The sequence below is a fragment of the Bradyrhizobium sp. CSA112 genome, assembly GCF_029051645.1.
In the GTDB taxonomy this organism is placed as follows: domain Bacteria; phylum Pseudomonadota; class Alphaproteobacteria; order Rhizobiales; family Xanthobacteraceae; genus Bradyrhizobium.
In genome coordinates this window covers 96,808-114,902 of sequence record NZ_JAACFS010000017.1, presented here as the reverse complement: position 1 = coordinate 114,902, position 18,095 = coordinate 96,808, and the positions used below count along the sequence as shown (strand labels likewise).

Sequence of the window (18,095 nt, the reverse complement as noted above, 5' to 3'; positions counted from 1 at the left end):
GGATAGGAGAAGGCCATGGATAGCATGAAGAGGTTCGTTGGATTTGCAGCTGCGCTTGCCGTCCTGGGCCTAGCCCCGGCCGGGTTGCCGACAGCTAAAGTTGTGGCAGCAGATCGCGCGCAGCTCGCCATGATGGACGAGATGAAGATGAAGTCCGATTCCTCCAGCAACCCGAACAGCAACATGGGGAATATGGGGCAGCCCGGCGGGCAGACGCAGAACATGGGCGGCGGTCGCATGGACGACAAGATGAAGATGCCGATGCCGGGTCAGATGCAAGAGTGTCAGGGCTCCGGCTGTCAGCAGGGGGACTCCAACATGATGCAGATGATGCAAATGATGGAACGAATGCATGGCCGGATGAACGCGCCGTCCGGTGCCGGCATGGCTACCGGTGCCACCGCGAGCGGACCCGCTGATGTGACCGAGAGACTGGAAGGGCGAATCGCGTTCCTCAAGGCCGAGCTGCAGATCACCGACAAGCAAATGGCCGACTGGAACGTCTTGGCGGACGCGCTGCGCTCCAGCCGCCAGCATCTGTTGGAAGCGCGCAAGCTCCTTGTGATGGATGACAAGGCGGCTGGCCCCGAGCGAATCGAGCGGTATGAGCACCATTTGGGCGAACGCTTGGAAGCCATCAAATCGGCGCGCTCTGCCTTCAATCGGTTGTACGTGGCCCTCAGTGAGGGCCAGAAGCAGACGGCCAATGCTATCCTGCTGCCTCTAATCGCGACGTTCTGACGACGTCTTCGTGAAAGCAGAGGCCATGTCGATATTCGAGTTCGTATTTCGACATCGCGCTGGTCTTTGGGTGGCGGGCCTTTGCAGTTTAATTCTTGCAGAGGCCGCATTTGCGGCAAGCGTGGCACCACAACCACCAGCTGAGCAACTACGAAGTGGAGGTACCCCAAAGCGTCTCGACGCGGGTTTCGGACGGCCAAGCGATCTGCGGTTAGCGCAGGCCGAGGACAGTCACTCGGCGCACCATCCAGGCGCCAACTCCGGAGGCGCCAACACGCCTCAGTCGAATAATCCCTCAACTAGAGCTGGCGGTTCCCCGGCACCCTCGTCAAGCAACTCAAGCCCGGCCGAGATGGGGATGATGGGCGAGATGATGGGCCGCCCACGCAAAGAGTTCTATCCATCGTTGATGGAAATGCCCGCTCTCTCCGCTGACCAGCGGCGCGACCTTGAATCCCAAGCTCGTGTCTGGATCAATTCTGGAATCGAGAGCCTTTCTGCCGCGGAAGGAGACCTGCGGCACGCAATCGCGGGAGGTGACATCGTCGCCGCAGATCAGGCTTCGAGTCGAATTCGAGGGTCTCTCGATCAGGTTCAAAGTGGCGTCACCGTGCTGCGATCGTTGAGTGAAGGAAAATCTCCGCATCAGATCGCGCAAAATTGGTTCAAGGCGCAGATGAATCTCCTACCACCGCCGGCAACCTTCACGGCGGAGGGAGTGCTGGGCGTTTCCTGGTTTCATGTTATTACCATGGGGCTGCTCGCGATCTTCTCGGCAGGAATGCTGGCGGTCTATATAGCCAGAATGCGCCGAGCCAACGCTCTCGTCGATAGATTGACAAAGGCGCCCGCTGTTACACCCACACCGTCGCCTGCAGCGCGCAGCGCTTCGCCTGGTCAGGAAAAGGTGGCGCCGATTTCGACGATGGCGGATACCGGCGGTTTGACGAAACCGGGAGAGCTCTGGAAAGGCAAGCTTAGGGTTTGTGCGATCTTCAAGGAAACGCCGAGCGTGAAGACGTTTCGCCTCCAAGATCCGCAGGGTGGCTCCATTCCTTTCACGTTTCTTCCCGGTCAGTTTCTGACCTACTCCGCCCAAATCGATGGAAAGACCGTCAGGCGGTCTTACACGGTCGCATCATCCGCGGCCCAAACCGCCTACGTTGAGACCACGATCAAGCGCGAAGACGGCGGAGTCTTCTCCGATTACATGCACGAGAACGTCAAGGAAGGAGACATGCTTGACGTGATGGCTCCCTCCGGCGCCTTCACTTTTACCGGGAAGGAGGCCGACGGTGTCGTGCTGATCGGAGGTGGCGTGGGCATCACGCCGTTGATGGCCGCGATACGATATCTCTTCGATATCGCCTGGCCCGGCGAAGTCTACCTGGTGTACGGTGCACAGACGACCGAACAGTTCATTTTCCGGGACGAACTGGAATACCTTCAGCGCAGGATGAACAATCTCCACGTTGCCGCCACCATGGCGCGCGCAGCGGGTACGTCGTGGATGGGAAGCGAGGGCCAGATCACGGCTGAATTCTTGACGCGGTCGGTACCCGATTTGGTCAAGCGCCGTGTGCACCTGTGTGGTCCTCCAGGGATGATGCAGGCGCTCAAGAAGACACTTGGCGAGCTTGGCGTCCCGCCCGAACAGATCAAGACAGAGGCGTTCGGCCCTGCTCTCGGGGCTGTTCCGCCTCCGGGAAAGACGGTTATTGAAAGGGGCAGGCCCGACAAAGGCGCAGGCGTTGCAGCGATAGGTCCTGCGACGGCGTCCGTTCGCTTTGCCAATTCCGGCAAGGTTGCTCCCCTGCCTCCAGACAAGAGCGTGCTCGAAGTCGCAGAGTCCATCGGCGTGGCGATCGACTATTCCTGCCGCGCGGGTACCTGCGGTGTCTGCAAGACTCACCTGCTCGAAGGCAGCGTCACGATGGAAGTCCAGGATGCGCTCACCGACGAGGACAGGGCGAAAGGCATGATACTGGCGTGTCAGGCGAAATCGATCGGAAATCTGGTCGTCGAGGCTTGAGATGGGCGATAGAGAGCGGCTGATCGTCGATATCGTCCTCGCCAGCCTGTTGCTGCTGGTTCCCGCATTTTTGCTTCACTCCGATCCGAGATTTGCTGGAAGCTTGGCCGGGTTTGCTCTTGGCGCTGCGGCCGCCGGCCTGATGCTTCTTCTCCTGATCTATCCGGTCGCGAAGTACAGCCGAAACTTCAAAGCCCTCGTCACTCGTGTCGTGTCGATGCGGGCGCTCTTGGGATTTCATGTGTACGCAGGTATCGCCGCATCGTTCCTTGCGCTCCTGCATACGGGGCACAAGTATCAGAGCCCGCTTGGAATTGCGCTGATCGCCAATTTGCTCGTCGTGGTCGTCACCGGATTTGTGGGGCGGTACTACTTGCCGCAGACCGCAGCCGAAATCCGGGAGCGGCAATCTCGCCTCGCTACACTGCGGTCTACCTACGACCGCATAGCGCTTATCATGTCCGCGCACGAAGCAGCCGACGCCGATGGTCCTCCCATAAGTGCGTCGCAGGAAGTACCGATATGGCAGCTCGTCGAGGGCATTTCGGATCTTGAATACGCGATCGGGTCTCAAGAGGCCGTCAAGAAGATCTTCATGCAGTGGATTGGCTTTCACGTGCTTGCGGCGATTGCGATGTACGCGCTCCTGGCGCTCCACGTTGCCGGCGAGGTCTACTACGGGCTTCGGTGGCTCACGTGAGCGTTCGGGCGTTCATCTACACGGTCTTTGTGACGCTCGCCATCGCGGGTGTGGCAGCGGTATCCGTCGGGTTATACACGGATGGTTCTCTGGCGGTTTCGGGTTGGACGGACGCAGTCCTTCCCGGGCCACTTTCCGAGAAGCACGCGTTTCTGTCCGACAAGTGCGAAACTTGTCATGCGCCCACGAAGGGTGTCGAAGCTGCCGCCTGTATCGCCTGTCACACGACGGCCGCTGCGGATCTTGGCAAACAGGCGACGGCATTTCATGCAACGAGCAAAGAGTGTCGCGGCTGCCATCTCGAACATGCGGGGCGCGTTCGTCCGACCAAGATGGATCACACTATGCTTTTGCGCAGTGGAGCGTTTCCGCAAGACCGAAACACCTCCGCGCGTGCAATCGCTGGGCAGATGGTCACTGATCTGAAGGAGTTTCTGGGCGTACCGAATTCTGTCGAAGCGGAAAAGGCCGGCCTTGACTGCGTCAGCTGTCATAGCAATCGAGAACCGCACCGCGGACTATTCGGGCGCGAATGCGGGAGCTGTCACGCGCTTGATTCGTGGAGAATTGCGCAGTTCCTGCATCCTTCGCCCACCTCCAAGGAATGTGCGCAATGCCATCAGGCGCCGCCAAGCCATTACATGCACCACTTCGTGATGATGGACCAAATGGTCACGGGGCAGAAGCATGCAAGTGTAAATCAGTGCTTTCTTTGCCACCGCACCGATTCTTTCAATGACATAAAAGGTATCGGTTGGCTCAAACACCATTGAGGAGAGGACACGATGCAGGGTCTGTCTGGGACGCTTCGACTTTCGCGCAGAATAGTTTGCGGTTGCATTCTCGGGATGGCTCTAGCGCCATTACCGCTTCGCGCGGCTGCAGGTATCTTGGTTCACAAGGATCCCAACTGCGGCTGTTGCGGCGCTTGGGCGAAGCACGTTGGCGCTGCGGGGTTCTCCGTCAAGATTGAAGAAACGAGTGATCTGGACGCGATTCGGAACCGTCTCGGCGTCCCCTCGGATCTGGCGGCCTGCCATACCGCGGAAGTCGGAGGTTACCTGGTGGAGGGACATGTGCCTGCAGTCGCGATAAGCAGGATGCTTGAGGAACGGCCGAGGGCTGCGGGCATCGCGGTTCCCGGGATGCCACCGGGATCACCTGGCATGGGCGGTAAACCCCAAGGATATCCGGTCATCGTGTTCGGTCCGAGCGGACGGCGCACCTATATGCAGTTCGTCGGCTCGGAAGAGGTCGGCTAAAAAGGTAGGATGCGGAGCAAGGACCCGGCAAGTCTGAGCCACCGCAGGCGAGCAAACGAGCCAGCATATGTGCTCTTTGCAAGCAGGTTCGCGCGCGACTTCTACGCCGTCGTGCCGACCTGCAATCCCATTCCAAATTTGCTGTTGAGCCCGGGTTGGCGGTTCGTACGTATCTTGAAAGGCGGAAACGCGCATCACCCGTGTCTGCGAGGAAAGTCGGCGATCACGGCTTTCACTCGGGACGGCTACTATCTGTTTGCGAACCGGCAGTTTGCTCTTGAGCTGGACAAGCCTATCCAGGGAGACTCCAACAGCTAACCTCGCACCACCCCCTAGTTCGATGGCCCGCCACGTACGCAATCGCAGCGCATTGCCGACAACGCTGACGGATGAAAGCGCCATGACCACCACTGCAATGATCGGCGACAACAATAGGCCGGACAGTGGATACAGGAGGGCCGCGCGGCCCGCGGATGGGACATCCTTTACCGGGACGCGACGTTGATTTTCATCAACTATGGCGAGCAGATTCGCTTCTAAAATCAAATTTCGGACGGCAAGTGGCGGCTCTGGGGCGGCGCCAAGGGTCACGAACACTGGCCCGCCAAGCGGGTGAGGGAACTATGCCGAAAGGGAATCGACTCCTCTATGTCTTGGTGCTGCTGCTTGCTTCAGCTTCCGCGATTGACGCTCACGCCGGCGTGAGCATCTCTGACCGGCGTTACTGGCCTAACGAGGCTCGGGGTAGCCCTGGGCAAGCGATCGAAAAGTATCCCCACTCATATGTATGCCCTCATATGTATACCCCGGAATTGGTCTTGCCGCCGAGCCACGGACTGTCCCCCATAGGAAGGCAAAGCGGGCCCGCTGAATGCCCAAGCTGAATGTCCAAAGCGGGAGTTGAGCGGGCGGTAATTCTATTGGCGGTGTGCTCCAACAGGAGTTATAGTTCGGTGCTCGGAATGACGGGAATGGGATGATTGGCTTCAGAAAGCCAGCGCGCAGATGGTGGGGATGGCTTGTCGCCATCACGTATCTGCTTGGGTCATTGACCCCGTCCCTGGCCGTCCCACTTCCGGCCGACCTAGCCGAAGTAGTGGCTCAGCGCGCTCACGGGGCCGATCACGCCCATGAGCACGCACAAAAGCATCAGCACAGCCACGACCACCAGCATAGCCATAGCGAGCATAAGCGCGGTCACGGTGATGCCAAAGTGGTGCTCCACTCCCATGATGGGGCCACCCCGGCGGCAGGTCACGCCGACCACGACCCTTACGATCAGCATGGCAATTGCTGTGGCTCCGTGCTGTGTTTTAGCGCCGTGTCTCCTCAAGCGCCTTCGCTCCTCCAGTTCGCACCTCTGCAATCCCGGTGCGACTCCAAGCCGGATTCGGTCCGCACGGTCGAAGCGCTCGGTCCGCTGTATCGGCCACCCATAGCCTGAAAGCACGTGAATTGATGGGCTGCTGCGCTCCGGATCGGGGCGCGAGTACTCGTACATCGGTGCTTCTCAGGGGATTTTTATGCTGGCGCAAATGGTGGCGAATGACGCCGCCGCATTGAATGCATTCACGAGAACAGGGTCCAGACGCGCGATCATCCAGCGCACGATCCTGATTGTTTTGGTCGGCCCATTTCTCGCCGGCTGTGCAACGACCGTACCTCTGGTGGGTGCAGATCCTGCAGATCCGGGAGCCAACCGCCCTTGCGAGCGCGAGCGTCGTGTCCGGGCGTGTTCAGGCAGCGAGCATTCCCGAAGCCCCCACGATGGACAAGGTGACGAGTCAACCGCCACTTTATCCGACAAGTGGACCGGAATATCGACCCGTCGTCACCCTGAACGGTTGGTCGCTGCCCTGGCGGATGAATGGAGATTGGAAGGAATTCCATCTGGTGGCCGAGCCAGTCGTGCGCGAATTCGCCGAAGGCATGAAGGCCCATCTGTGGGGTTACAACGGCCAATCGCCTGGCCCCACGATCGAGGCCGTCGAGGGCGACAAGGTGCGTATCTTCGTGACCAACAAGCTCCCGGAATACACGACCGTGCACTGGCACGGCATGATTCTGCCCTGCGGTATGGACGGCGTCGGTGGTCTGACGCAACCGCACATCAACCCGGGCAAGACCTTCCTCTACGAATTCGAACTCAAGCACAGTGGCACTTTCATGTACCACCCTCACGCGGACGAAATGGTTCAGATGGCGATGGGGATGATGGGGATGTTCGTGGTGCTGGCGATGGGTGAAATGGAAATGCCACTTCCGGACAACACGCTGCCCATGATGACCGGATCAGGACAGTTCGGGCCGATCGAAATGGGCGGCATGTTCACTGTCATGAAAATTCGGGAGGGGATGGCGCGCGACGATTACAGCGATCCGGGACCGTACACGTTCCCGAAGGGCACTGTTGCATATCAGATCGAAACTCCGGCTGAAGAGCCGTTGCGTCAAGACGGCTCACCGAGGAGCGAGAGCACTAAGAAAAATATGAAAGGGATGAAGAGCACGAAGAACAAGGGAGCACGAACATGAAACCACTTTGGAGAATGGAGGATTGGAAATGAACTACATCCACACGGTCGCAGCTACCTTGATGGCCTTGTCGATATCGACGGTGGCGTGGGCGAATCATGGTGATCACCACGAAGGCCATCTTCACGGCGATGAGCTATTTTCCGCGGGCGAGCAGGGAGATCCCAAAAGTCAGCTCGCATTGTTCAGATCACAATGCGCGAGTTCGACGGCAAGATGCTGTTCGTCCCGCAAGAGGTGAACGTGAAGAGGAACGAGCAAGTTAAGTTCGTCCTTCGGAACAACGGCGAACTTGACCACGAATTCATTCTCGCGACGACGGCCGAAAATCTCAAGCACGCGGAAGCGATGAAGAAGAGTCCTAGCATGGAGCACGACGACCCAAATGGGAAGCGGCTCGCACCGAGGAGCTCGGGAGAAATTCTCTGGAGATTCACAAAGGCCGGCGAGTTTGAATTCGCGTGCCTTATCCCAGGTCACCGCGATAGTGGCATGGTCGGCAAAGTCGTCGTGAAGTGAGCCGTTTTGAAGAAGGAAGTCTGAGATGACGAAGTCCAACCTGCGCGTCATGCTGCTCGCCGCAGTTATCCGCAATTGCTCCAGTAGTCGCCCTCGCGCAAGCGAATCTCGTCGCGGGCGAGGTGAAGAAGATCGACGAAGCAGCCGGCAAGATCACGCTGAAGCACGGACCAATCAAGAATCTGAACATGGATGAGGAGGAAATGACCATGGTGTTTCGGGTCGCCGATCCCGCCGTGCTGAAGCAGGTGAAGGCCGGCGATAAGGTTCAGTTCGAGGTCGAACGCCAGACAGGCGGCCTCACAGTCACGAAACTTCAGAAGGCCAAGTAGGCAGGCGGGCTTGGCGATGCCGCTCAGGTATCGCCAAGCCGGTCATGCCGAATATCGAGCCGGAGCAATTACCATGGCATTGGCGCAGGACAAAGAGCTGGTTTCGACGACCGTTTCACCAACGGCCTCGGAACGAGCGGTGCGAGCCGCCCTGGTCGATGGCTACGATCGGCTCCGGAACTATCTGCAGAAGCACTTTAGCGCACCGACCGAAGCGGAGGAGGTACTGCAAGCGTTCGTCTTGCGGGCATTGGAACGCTCGGCCACCATTCGCGATGCGGATTCGGTGCGCGGATGGCTTAGTCGAGTTCTTGCAACGACCATAGCTGACTTCCATCGGCAGACCTCGAAGAAAAGGGCGAGGGAAGTCGCGTTTGCAGTCGAGCTGTACGATCGACTCGCCGCCAATCAAGGCAGCGAATTGGACGGGGCGGCGTGCGAATGTATTTATGCTCACCTACCCTTGCTGAAGGCGGAACACGCCGAGGCTATCAGGAGGATCGATCTGGGCGGTGAGCCGAGGGAGACGGTTGCAGCCGAACTCGGCTTGACCGTGAATAACCTTACCGTGCGCCTCCATCGTGCGCGCCAGGCTTTGAAGGAGCGGCTCGAAGGCGCCTGCACGGATTGCGTAGAGGAGAGTTTCTTCGACTGTCGATGTGGCGACCTGCGGTAAAGATCCACCCTAAATCCGAACGCCCGCCATGTAGCCGCAGTGAAGATGGAAAGATCATGACTCTGTCGGAGATGTTACGGGTCGACTTATCCGATTGCCTGTCGGAACAATCGAAGGACAACAGAGCGCAGGATGCGCCTGGCGCACCAGGAATCTCTCCGACGTGGGCCAGCAGCGCCAAGGACGCGGTAGGTAGCTCGCTGGGGCCGGCTCGTCTCTGGTTCACGATCGGATACGGCATCATCAACGAGGTTTACTGGCCTCGGGTCGATCTGCCGCAGATACGAGATCTTGGGTTCATCGTGGCTGACGGGAATGGCTTCTGGTCGGAGGTGAAGCGCGGCGGCAAGTACTCGCTGAAGGCCATTGCGCCGGGGACGCCTGCCTTCGAAATCGACCATCGATCGTGCACAGAACTTCGATACGAACGATTTGATCTGCGTCAATCGCTCAACCCGCCTTCGTTGACCAGTTCGAGTTCGTCTGGTCCTTCCTCGGCCAACAGAGCTCGCACTCGCTACCCCATCCACTTCTCAGCGAACCCAAAAGCACGACGCATCTCCGATAGCACATCGGGACCGATGTGCGAGAGGAGACGATCGTGATCGCCCCATTAATTTTATAGCTCGAACGATCCTAGCCATGTGATGCCCGGATGAACGCTTCACAGTCCACGCTCAGCGTAATGTTTGACCTAGTTCAGCGTCTATTATTGGAAGCCGTAAGTGATCTAAGTGATCGCAGTGCTTCTTGTGCGAGGTCGTGGAGAAGAACAATGCAAAAACTCCTCTTAGGAATTCTAATTTCGTCATTGGCAGCTGCCTCGGTGACGCAATTCGCTATGGCTGCGGGGCATGCAAACCAGAAAGACCGCGCATCAACCTCCAAGAAGGAGCAGCTTGTTCGTCCAAACGCGGCAGCGGTGCGGACTCCTCATATGCCGAGTGAATGGGGTTCAGGTTAGGTGAAGCGAGACCAACGCCAGCGGGGCACTAGCCGTCCTCCCGATAAGGATTTGGCCGACGATCTATTTACACCCACATCCGATGTGACCCCCAAAGACTCGACGAAGCCGCCGCGGTGTGAGGTTGACGGTAGTTTCAACGATTTCAAGTCAGCCACCGATGATCGCAGACGAGCTGCGTCGACAGGCTGACGACTTCGTGGGCCTTGTGGACTACGCTCCAAGATCGGCCAGGGATCCGCCTGGCCGTACAGCAGATCCGCGCGAATCGCGACATCACACTCAGTGATGCTCGTCAAAGCGACTCAAGATGGGAGCGGTAATCAGTCGTACATCGTGCTTACGGAGCGGAAGTGAAGGAGAAGGATGACGTGAACGCGAACTCGGAGCGCTCAGGCGTGCGTCATGAGGCACTGCAAATCGCTGCAGGTGCAACGCTCGTGAACAAGCGAAGCATTGGTACGGCGTTCGCGCTACTACTACTTGCAGCCTGGCCAACTCTGGCTTGGGCAGGTTTAACGATTTCGGATCGGCGTTATTGGCCGAGCGAAGCTCGCGGTGGGTACTATGAAATTCCGATGCCCGGCTTGGTCAGCGAGCCGAAAATCATGCCCTTCCAAGTTCCTGACCATCCTCGCAAAGAGCCGCGAAGAAGACGTCGCTAATCTTTGCAGTCGAGCGGGATACAGCTAGAGCCCGAAGCGGTCGGCTTTGAAGTCGAAGTACGGTATGGCGTGGCAATATTTCATGGCGATGCGATTCCGAAAAGGTACCATCAGTATCGACGCCAATCTCGACGGAATATTACAGCACGTTTGAGCATGCCAGTTCTTGCGCCGCGTTACGGCAGAGCCTATGCCGCAGGCGTATGCTGCCGGTGTGTATCGTGGTAGAGATGAGATAACCAACCCGCGAGGCATGTACGACGCGGGTTGATATCGCATCCGATTGCTATTTCGGTCCTATGTGGTGGGGCTCCCGGGGGCCGCCGCTGTAGTGATGGCTGCCGCTGGGCTTTGCTTGTCCGGTGGTCGTGCCGACTTTTCTCTTGCCCATGTGGTGGGGAACCTCGCTCTTGGGTCCGCCGCTATAGTGGTGGCCACCGTCGGTCTTGGTGGTCTGGGCCATCGCTGGCATGGCGATCAGCGAAAGGGCCGTCGCAGCAATTAGCAGAGTGCGGGTCGTCATGTCTGTTCTCCGGGTTGAGGAAGCAGCCGCATAAGATCAGATTGGTTCAGTCCCACGTTGCGCCAGATCAATAAGCCGAACGCCGGCAGCTTGGTATGGAGGAGGTACAGTAACGTGGCTCCACCGAAGCCGCCACGCAATGACCCCTCACACAATCCTGCCCGATGGGCAGCGCGATGTGCGCCTGGACTTATTCAGGGGCTGGCCAATTGGCTCTGCTACAGCGCGCGCACGACGACCGACAAGATCCTAGCGATCGTCCTCCCGATCGCGGCGTTCTCGGCCGCGGGATTTGAGCATTCAATTGCCAACATGTATTTGCTCACCTTCGCGCTGCTGACAAAATTTTGGGCGGCGACCATGTTCTGGGGCCTGATTGGAAAGATCCCATCCGCCTTCCCGCACCTGACCGTGTTCGGCGCACTCATGAATCTCGTGTGGGTGACGATCGGCAATATGATCGGGTGTGTGGTGGTCGGTATCACCTACTGGTTCAGCTATCTGCGAAAACCCGAAAGCGGGAGCCCACGGGGCTGAGAGGTTACCGCCATGCTTCCTGTCAGGATATCGCCGCTTCAGTCGGTCGATTCTGAGTGGCGCGCCACTTAGAACTCACCTGTGATCATTTATGCTACTAATCGCGGAACGACTTGTTCTATCAATCGCAAGAATCGGGTGTTGCGTCTCCCCGCAACCACTTTCGTTATAACTCACTCACCGTTCCGGTCTAACCGCCGGGACGGGCTTAGATTTTCTTCCACGGCGGGCGGGCGGACTAACGCCTTGAACTGTCCTCACTGCGCCCTTTTGAGCGACCCGCTGCTGTAATGCTATAAGGGGTACGGGCTTTTCGGCTCCGGGGAATAGGCAGCGAAGCTGTTCGCTGGGATCGAACTGATCCCACCAGTACGGGATGGGACGTTGGTCACGGGGCGCGGCCGTCCTGGGCTTATTCAAACCATTGCTACAATCACGATACGACCATGACGTTTGATTCAAGCGGAGTCGCTGCGGAGATCAGTACGGGCTCAATTTGGGTTGCCGTCGATCATCTTCATCACCGGCCACCGCGACGGGTCCATTCTGGCCCAAAGCAGCAGCCGTCCGGTCATCCGCTATGTACTGGTCAAGCCCCATGTCGAGGACAGCTTTTCCTCCCCTATCTGGGACGCGATTAGCGACGAGCGACCGTCCGCCCCTGAAACGGCACCTCCGGGACTCTACGTAGGGGCTTGTCCCTAAGGCATGGAGCGGAATTGCCGAGTTTGTTTTGTTGCATTTACCAATAGGCCATCCGCCGCACAGGAGATGGCTCACATGCGTACCAAATCGTTACTGGCGGTAGGCCGCCCGCTTCCCTCAAGCACGAAGTCCAGTAATCCCTGGAGTTTGATCATGGCAATTTTCGACGGTGCTGACGTCAATCCTCCCCGGCTTGCTTCCGGCCATGAATATAAGAGGGCGATGCCATGGCTTCACGACGAAACGCCATTTGCATGCGAGTTCTGCGGTGATCTCGTTACGCTTGAGAAGGCGAAGCTTCAGGACGATGTGATGCCCCGATAAGGCTTGGAACGACTTGCTCAAACGCTTCAAGAAGCAAGCGAAAGTCGCCCATACTCCCTGAGTGACGGGAACAGCACTCGCGGCTTTGTCGCATCGGACTACGCTTGCTGCATGCGAATGAATGCAGTGCTTACCGCTGAAATGACCGTCGACGAGGTGATGCGTCGATGGCCGTCCACGATCTACATCTTTCTGGACTTTAGGATGCGATGCATCGGCTGCCCGCTCGCCGTCTTCCACTCGATCGACGAGGCTCGCGAGGAACACGACGTCGACGTGTTCCTGCCGCAGGTTCTGGGAGCCATTGAAGTGCCCGCCTAGGGGTCGCGCTTACGTATCTGGATAGCTTCCTGGCCCTCAGCGAGGCCGTGCAGCCGGTGCGCGTCGCGCAGAACGATGCGCTGCCTTCCGCCCTCGACCAGTCCCTGGCTCTCCCACGCACTGAGAATCCGGCTGACGGTATGCAAAGTCGTTCCAGTCATCTCGGCGACATCCTGTCGGCTGATAGGAAAGTCGATCTCGACCCCGGCGTCCACTTTCCGTCCTGCCTGCTTGGCAAGACGGAGCAGCGCATGCGCGACACGTTGCTCAACTTGTTCATTCGACATTTCCATGACGCGGGCCTGCGTATCCTGAAGGCGACTTCCCACAGTCTGGAGCGCGCTACTTGCGAGGCTTGGGTATTTGACGATCAGGCGGTGCCATGAAGACGATGGCCAGGCGAGCGCGATGCTGTCCACGGCGGCGACAGCCGTGGCCGGATAGTGCGTTAGGTTCATGGCCTGTGCGACCCCGAAGAGTTCGCCCGCCGAGACGTAGCGGACCACGGTCTGCTGCCCTTGAGGCGTGGTCTTCTCAACGCGAAGATGTCCGTGAAGCAGGATGAAGAAGCGATCTGCTTCCTTTCCCTGGTCGAAGACAGCGGTTCCTTTGGGGTATCTAATCGAACGGGCTTCGCGCAGCAGCTCGTCTTGCTCGGCGGGAGAAAGCCCCGCGAACATAGGAAGGTTGGCGACCAGCGATCGGTCGACTGCGGCCATTGATATCCTCGTTCCAACGCGCCCCGGAGAGTATCCGTGGTCGACGCAAGCCTCAACGGCTTGCCAGCTCTTAACCCAGGATTCCGAGCGGAACTTGAGCTGGCGCAATCTCCAACGCGCGCGATGGGTTACCTGTTGCATGGGAACCTGGCAGACACCGGGCGCAAGGAAACGGGAAGCATGACAAAGATGGCCATGATGGCCGCAGCCGCGGTGGTTTTGATCCTAACCGGGAGCGCTCGGGCAGCGGAGGTTGAAGTTAAGCTCCTCAACAAGGGAATCGATGGCGGAACGATGGCGTTCGAACCTGCCTTCGTGAAGATCGCACCCGGCGATACCGTGAAGTTCCGGTCCCCGGACAGAGGCCACGATGCCGAGTACATCAGGGGCATGCTTCCGGACGGTGCGACGCCCTTCGTCGGCAAGCACGGCCAGGACATTGCCGTTAAGTTCGAGCGGGAAGGCGTCTATGGCGTGAAGTGCCTTCCTCACTATGGCATATGCATGGTCGTGATGGTCGGTGCACCTGCTAAAGTCGATCAGGCTAAGGCCGTGCGGCAGGTCGGCAAGATCGCGTCGAAATGACAGGCCCCTAGCGCCAGCCTCTCCAGTGAGTCGGATGGACGAGCACTGCTTCGTTCGTCCAGACGTTCTACCAGACGCCCGATTTGCGTCGGCACGGGAAGCCAAGGCATCGATCCCGACTACGCGGACGTCGCCGAGCTCGCAATCGTCGGGGGCAAGCGCTATCGGAAGCCAGCCGTCGCGCGGAGCAGAGCTGCATCTTCTGCCACCGCAAGCCACGGGGCCGCATTGATCTGGCTCAATTACCGAGGCGCCTTCTCGTCGTTCGAGCAGCAGGAACAGCACGTCGACTTGCTCTCGGGCAAGACCGTGATTTGGGTTGCATCCTCAATGCGGCGGATAAGATCGCCGGTGATGGTCTCGAGAAGCTTCCGTTCGACGTTGCTTTCGCCCCGGTCCCGCCCCCGAAATCTCTCGAATATCCGCATGGCATTCTCCATTGATGAGGGATTTGAGAATGCGGATCTTGAGCGAGGCGATCTTTGTCGAGGATCAAACACCTAGGCGAAGGGTATTGCAATTTGTGCTCGGACAAAGAGCCGCCGGTAGTGCCCGTCTACGATCGCAGTCCACAGAACAGGAAATATGTCCATGGCGACGATGCAGAAACTGAGAGCCTATCGGGGACCAGCGCTGTTCTCGCACGGCTTCCGGCCGTTCTTCCTCTTCGGCGCGATCTACGCCGGCGCGATGGTTCCGCTGTGGCTCGCGGCGTTTTCTGGCGACGTTCGGATTCCGACGGCGATGGCCCCGCGTGACTGGCATGTGCATGAGATGCTGTTCGGATATGTGGGCGCGGTGATCGCAGGGTTTCTTCTGACGGCCGTTCCGAATTGGACGGGCCGCCTTCCCATCCAGGGCGGTCCGCTGGCGATCCTGTTCGCGACCTGGCTCGCAGGTAGATTGGCGACGACGTTCTCCGAATTTCTGGGGTGGCAAGTCACGCTTGCGGTCGATGCGGCTTTTCTGCTGCTTCTCGCGGCTGCTGCGGCCCGTGAGATCGTCGCCGGACGCAAGTGGAACAATCTGAAGGTGGTCGGCATCGTCTCACTGCTCGCGGTCGCCAACATCGCGTTTCATGTCGAAGGTCACTACTACGGCCTGGCAGATTATTCCGCGCGAGCCGGCGTTGCGCTCGTTGTCACCTTGGTCTGCGTCATCGGTGGACGGATCGTTCCAAGCTTTACGCGCAACTGGCTCGCGCGTCGCGAACCCGGGCGGCTGCCCGTTCCTTTCGCGCGTTTCGACGCGATCACGTTGGTTGTCGGTGTCTGTGCCATGGTCGCGTGGGTGGTGGCTCCTTCCGGACGCGCGGTCGCAGGCGCCCTCGGCGTCGCCGGATTGCTCCACCTCGTCCGGCTGGCCCGCTGGACCGGCCATCGCACGGTGTCGGACCGGCTCGTCCTGATCCTCCATGTTGCCTACGCGTTTGTGCCGGTCGGTTTCATTCTGTCGGCGCTGTCAGCTCTTGATCTCATCGTATCCGGAGCGGGCGTACACGCCTGGACCGGCGGCGCGATCGGTTCGATGACGATCGCCGTGATGACGCGCGCCTCGCTCGGTCACACGGGGCAAGCTCTTTCGGCGTCCGTAATCACCCAACTCATCTACGTATCGATCGTCGTCGCAGCAATAACGCGCGTATGCGCTGCTCTCGATCCGATCCATTCGATCCCGCTGCTGATGCTCTCCGGAACTGCGTGGGCAGGGGCCTTTATTGGCTTCGCGCTTGCCTACGCCCCGCTGCTTTGCCGCGCACGAAAGCTCTGAGACCCCCATGATCGGCGCCAGTATATCACGATGGACAATGAGCTACTTTGCGACCGCGGTTGCATGGCTGTTCGTCGCGCTGGCAATGATGGTAGCGGGCATGGGCTTTCCCGCTGCCGACCTCACATCGCCTGATACCCTCGTCCTGGTGCACGTGATGTGCGTTGGATGGCTCAGTTTGGCTATGTGCGGCGCGCTCTTCCAGTTCCTGCCTGTCCTCGTCGCGAAGCCCTTGTTTTCGGAGAGGTGGGCGTTGCCGGCTCTGGGCCTCCTGTGCGCGGGTCTCGCTTCGCTGCTCGCGGGCTTCCTAGTATTGGGAGGCCGGCTGCCCGCCTGGCTCTGGCTGCTTCCGGTGGGCGCAGTACTGCTCGCTGTCGGGCTTGGCTTGATCGTCGTCGATCTCGGACTGACCGCGTGGCAGCGGCCGACGGGGCCGGCGCGCTTTGTCCTCGTCGGCTTGGCCTCGCTTTGTGCCACTATCGCTTTAGGCGCGGTCTTCACGTTTGCGCTTGCGGGGTGGGGGGGATCGACCGGAGAGACCATTTTGGCCGGGGGCGTCCCTCTGCACGCGATCGCCGGTCTCGGCGGCTGGCTGACGTTAACGGCCATGGGCGTCAGCTACCGGCTGTTGTCCATGTTCATGCTCTCGCCGGATGTCGACGACCGGACCAGCGGTACGACCTTGATGGTGGGCTCGCTCGCCGTCACCGTCACGGTGGTCGGCGGGCTCCTCGCGGTATGGCTCTCTTCCGGGTTGAACGCCGTGCTGTCGATTGCCGCCGTCCTGGGCGTGGCGGCGGCTGCTCTATACGGGCGCGATGTGCTCGGCATTTTCCGCGGTCGCCAGCGGCGGCGGCTTGAACTCAACACGCGGATGGCGACGTTGTCCTTCGCAAGCCTCGCCGGGACCGCGTTTCTATGTGCCGCGCTCTTCCTGACCGCAGACTTTCCCGCGCATGTCGGGGCGCTGGTCTTCCTCGCCGTCTTTGGTTGGCTGTCTGGTCTGATCCTTGCCAAGCTCTACAAGATCGTTGCGTTCCTAACTTGGCTCGAGACCTACGGTCCCGTGATGGGACGGACTCCCACGCCTCGCGTTCAAGATCTCGTCGCAGAGGGGAAGGCATCGAAGTGGTTCGTGATCTACTACACGGCAGTCTGGGCCGGAACGCTTATGCTGCTAATGGGACAACCGCAGGCATTCCGAGCTGCCGCTTTGGCGATGGCCGTCGGCGTCGTCGGCATCGTCCGCGAAGTGATCCGGACGCGGCGGCTTGCGTATGTCGCGATCCCATTGCGCTTGCCGGGCGGCGCTCGCGCGCCTCATCTGCTGTTTGCCAGCAAATAGAAGCGAAAGGAAGAAATATGACCGAATATGTCGACGTCGACGTCCGTCCGATCTTACGCGCAGGTGGCGAACCGTTCTCGGTCATCATGTCCGCGCTCGAAAGCCTCGAGCCTGGGCAGGGGCTTCGCCTCTACGCGACGTTCAAGCCGGTCCCCCTGTTCGCCGTCATGGGGGACAAGGGATTCGTGCACTCCGAGCGGGCTCTCGACGCCGGCGAGTGGGAAGTCCTGTTCACGCCGGCGGCGAAGCAGCAGACGGCCGCTCCGATCGCCACGCCGACGTTCGACAATTGGCCGCAGCCCACTGTCAAGCTCGACAATCGCGACCTCGATCCTCCGGAGCCCATGGTTAGAATCCTCGCGGCCGCCGAGAAACTGGAGCCCGGCGAGACCCTTTCGGCGCTGCTGCGTCGCGAGCCGGTATTCCTGTTCCCTCAGCTTGAGAAGCGTGGGTATCACTGGCTCGGCGGCTTCACGCCAGACGGTGCAACCTATCAACTTACCGTCAGGGCACCGTCATGACAGGCGAGCTGGTCGACCTGATTCGCGACGCGATGCGCGTTGTGATCGATCCCGAGCTCGGTCACAACATCGTCGATCTCGGCTTCGTCTACGATATCTCGATCGTCGACGACGCAGTCGGCATTACGATGACGGCAACTAGCCCGGGTTGCCCCGCGACTGGTTTCCTGAAAGACGGTGTGGTGAACAGTGTCTCACGGGTGCCGGGCGTCGGCTCGGTCGACGTCGAAATGACGTTCGATCCACCCTGGACTCCGGAACGCATCGCACCGGTCGTCCGAGCCTCGCTTGGTTTCGCCGCAGTCAACTGACCCCGGGA

19 protein-coding genes and 3 pseudogenes are annotated in these 18,095 nt (G+C 59.5%); 19 read left to right on the top strand and 3 right to left on the bottom strand.

The genetic code is table 11. The annotated features are described in order from the left end of the window. Nucleotides 1-15: 15 nt before the first annotated feature. The 5 genes and pseudogenes from GWE18_RS25235 to GWE18_RS25215 form a co-directional block, all read left to right on the top strand. Entirely contained in the window at nt 16-741 is a 726-nt protein-coding gene (locus tag GWE18_RS25235; protein ID WP_275188392.1) for a Spy/CpxP family protein refolding chaperone, read from the top strand. 358 nt (nt 742-1,099) lie between these two features. Next, on the top strand, nt 1,100-2,773 hold the full coding sequence (locus GWE18_RS25230) for a 2Fe-2S iron-sulfur cluster-binding protein (protein ID WP_275188391.1): 1,674 nt from the start codon (nt 1,100-1,102) through the stop codon (nt 2,771-2,773). A 1-nt stretch (nt 2,774) separates the two neighbouring features. Continuing rightward, entirely contained in the window at nt 2,775-3,473 is a 699-nt protein-coding gene (locus GWE18_RS25225; RefSeq protein ID WP_275188390.1) for an iron reductase, read from the top strand. Then, nucleotides 3,470-4,246, top strand: coding sequence for a cytochrome c3 family protein (locus tag GWE18_RS25220; RefSeq protein WP_275188389.1), 777 nt, complete (start codon nt 3,470-3,472; stop codon nt 4,244-4,246). Before GWE18_RS25225 ends, GWE18_RS25220 begins: the two co-directional genes overlap by 4 nt. A 12-nt stretch (nt 4,247-4,258) precedes the next feature. Next, nucleotides 4,259-4,630, top strand: a pseudogene (locus tag GWE18_RS25215) (DUF411 domain-containing protein); the annotation flags it as partial. 1,189 nt (nt 4,631-5,819) lie between these two features. Here the strand turns inward: GWE18_RS25215 and GWE18_RS25210 are convergent. Then, entirely contained in the window at nt 5,820-6,020 is a 201-nt protein-coding gene (locus tag GWE18_RS25210; protein ID WP_275188387.1) for a hypothetical protein, read from the bottom strand. A gap of 386 nt (nt 6,021-6,406) precedes the next feature. Here GWE18_RS25210 and GWE18_RS25205 point away from each other — a divergent pair, with 386 nt between their 5' ends. The 6 genes and pseudogenes from GWE18_RS25205 to GWE18_RS25180 all read left to right on the top strand — a co-directional run. Next, nucleotides 6,407-7,270 (top strand): multicopper oxidase domain-containing protein, encoded by an 864-nt coding sequence (locus GWE18_RS25205; protein WP_275188386.1) that lies wholly within the window; start codon nt 6,407-6,409, stop codon nt 7,268-7,270. A gap of 28 nt (nt 7,271-7,298) precedes the next feature. Next, nucleotides 7,299-7,789 (top strand): annotated as a pseudogene (locus GWE18_RS25200) (cupredoxin family protein). A 74-nt stretch (nt 7,790-7,863) separates the two neighbouring features. After that, nucleotides 7,864-8,121, top strand: coding sequence for a copper-binding protein (locus tag GWE18_RS25195; RefSeq protein WP_275188433.1), 258 nt, complete (start codon nt 7,864-7,866; stop codon nt 8,119-8,121). A gap of 73 nt (nt 8,122-8,194) precedes the next feature. Continuing rightward, nucleotides 8,195-8,797, top strand: coding sequence for a sigma-70 family RNA polymerase sigma factor (locus tag GWE18_RS25190; RefSeq protein WP_275188385.1), 603 nt, complete (start codon nt 8,195-8,197; stop codon nt 8,795-8,797). Nucleotides 8,798-8,853: 56 nt separating this feature from the next. After that, on the top strand, nt 8,854-9,402 hold the full coding sequence (locus GWE18_RS25185; RefSeq protein ID WP_275188384.1) for a hypothetical protein: 549 nt from the start codon (nt 8,854-8,856) through the stop codon (nt 9,400-9,402). A 468-nt stretch (nt 9,403-9,870) separates the two neighbouring features. Next, nucleotides 9,871-10,050: pseudogene (locus GWE18_RS25180) on the top strand (NYN domain-containing protein); the annotation flags it as partial. A gap of 662 nt (nt 10,051-10,712) precedes the next feature. On the opposite strand, the gene GWE18_RS25175 reads toward GWE18_RS25180, so the two are convergent. Beyond that, nucleotides 10,713-10,949 (bottom strand): hypothetical protein, encoded by a 237-nt coding sequence (locus GWE18_RS25175; protein WP_275188383.1) that lies wholly within the window; start codon nt 10,947-10,949, stop codon nt 10,713-10,715. A 57-nt stretch (nt 10,950-11,006) separates the two neighbouring features. On the opposite strand from GWE18_RS25175, the gene GWE18_RS25170 reads away from it, so the two are divergent. The 3 genes from GWE18_RS25170 (at nt 11,007) to GWE18_RS25160 (ending at nt 12,836) form a co-directional block, all read left to right on the top strand. Continuing rightward, on the top strand, nt 11,007-11,486 hold the full coding sequence (locus GWE18_RS25170; RefSeq protein ID WP_275188382.1) for a formate/nitrite transporter family protein: 480 nt from the start codon (nt 11,007-11,009) through the stop codon (nt 11,484-11,486). An 858-nt stretch (nt 11,487-12,344) separates the two neighbouring features. Then, complete coding sequence (locus GWE18_RS25165) at nt 12,345-12,515, top strand: hypothetical protein (RefSeq protein ID WP_275188381.1); 171 nt, start codon at nt 12,345-12,347, stop codon at nt 12,513-12,515. Nucleotides 12,516-12,656: 141 nt separating this feature from the next. After that, a complete protein-coding gene (locus tag GWE18_RS25160; RefSeq protein ID WP_275188380.1) occupies nt 12,657-12,836 on the top strand; it encodes a DUF1858 domain-containing protein in 180 nt (59 codons plus the stop codon). On the opposite strand, the gene GWE18_RS25155 is transcribed toward GWE18_RS25160, so the two are convergent. Then, nucleotides 12,833-13,555 carry a Crp/Fnr family transcriptional regulator gene (locus GWE18_RS25155; protein ID WP_275188379.1) on the bottom strand — a complete coding sequence of 241 codons (723 nt, stop codon included), beginning with the start codon at nt 13,553-13,555 and terminating at the stop codon, nt 12,833-12,835. The two genes, GWE18_RS25160 and GWE18_RS25155, sit on opposite strands and share 4 nt — an antisense overlap. Before the next feature lie 36 nt (nt 13,556-13,591). Between GWE18_RS25155 and GWE18_RS25150 the strand changes: the two genes are divergently transcribed. The 5 genes from GWE18_RS25150 to GWE18_RS25130 all read left to right on the top strand — a co-directional run bounded on the left by GWE18_RS25150 (nt 13,592) and on the right by GWE18_RS25130 (nt 18,087). Beyond that, complete coding sequence (locus GWE18_RS25150) at nt 13,592-14,140, top strand: pseudoazurin (protein ID WP_342804295.1); 549 nt, start codon at nt 13,592-13,594, stop codon at nt 14,138-14,140. Nucleotides 14,141-14,731: 591 nt separating this feature from the next. Further along, a complete protein-coding gene (locus tag GWE18_RS25145) occupies nt 14,732-15,910 on the top strand; it encodes an NnrS family protein (RefSeq protein WP_275188378.1) in 1,179 nt (392 codons plus the stop codon). A 37-nt stretch (nt 15,911-15,947) separates the two neighbouring features. Continuing rightward, entirely contained in the window at nt 15,948-17,255 is a 1,308-nt protein-coding gene (locus GWE18_RS25140) for a hypothetical protein (RefSeq protein WP_342804294.1), read from the top strand. Between the two features lie 17 nt (nt 17,256-17,272). Further along, nucleotides 17,273-17,776 carry a DUF2249 domain-containing protein gene (locus GWE18_RS25135; RefSeq protein ID WP_275188376.1) on the top strand — a complete coding sequence of 168 codons (504 nt, stop codon included), beginning with the start codon at nt 17,273-17,275 and terminating at the stop codon, nt 17,774-17,776. Continuing rightward, nucleotides 17,773-18,087 carry a metal-sulfur cluster assembly factor gene (locus GWE18_RS25130; protein WP_275188375.1) on the top strand — a complete coding sequence of 105 codons (315 nt, stop codon included), beginning with the start codon at nt 17,773-17,775 and terminating at the stop codon, nt 18,085-18,087. The genes GWE18_RS25135 and GWE18_RS25130 overlap by 4 nt, the downstream gene beginning before the upstream one ends. Nucleotides 18,088-18,095: the final 8 nt, after the last annotated feature.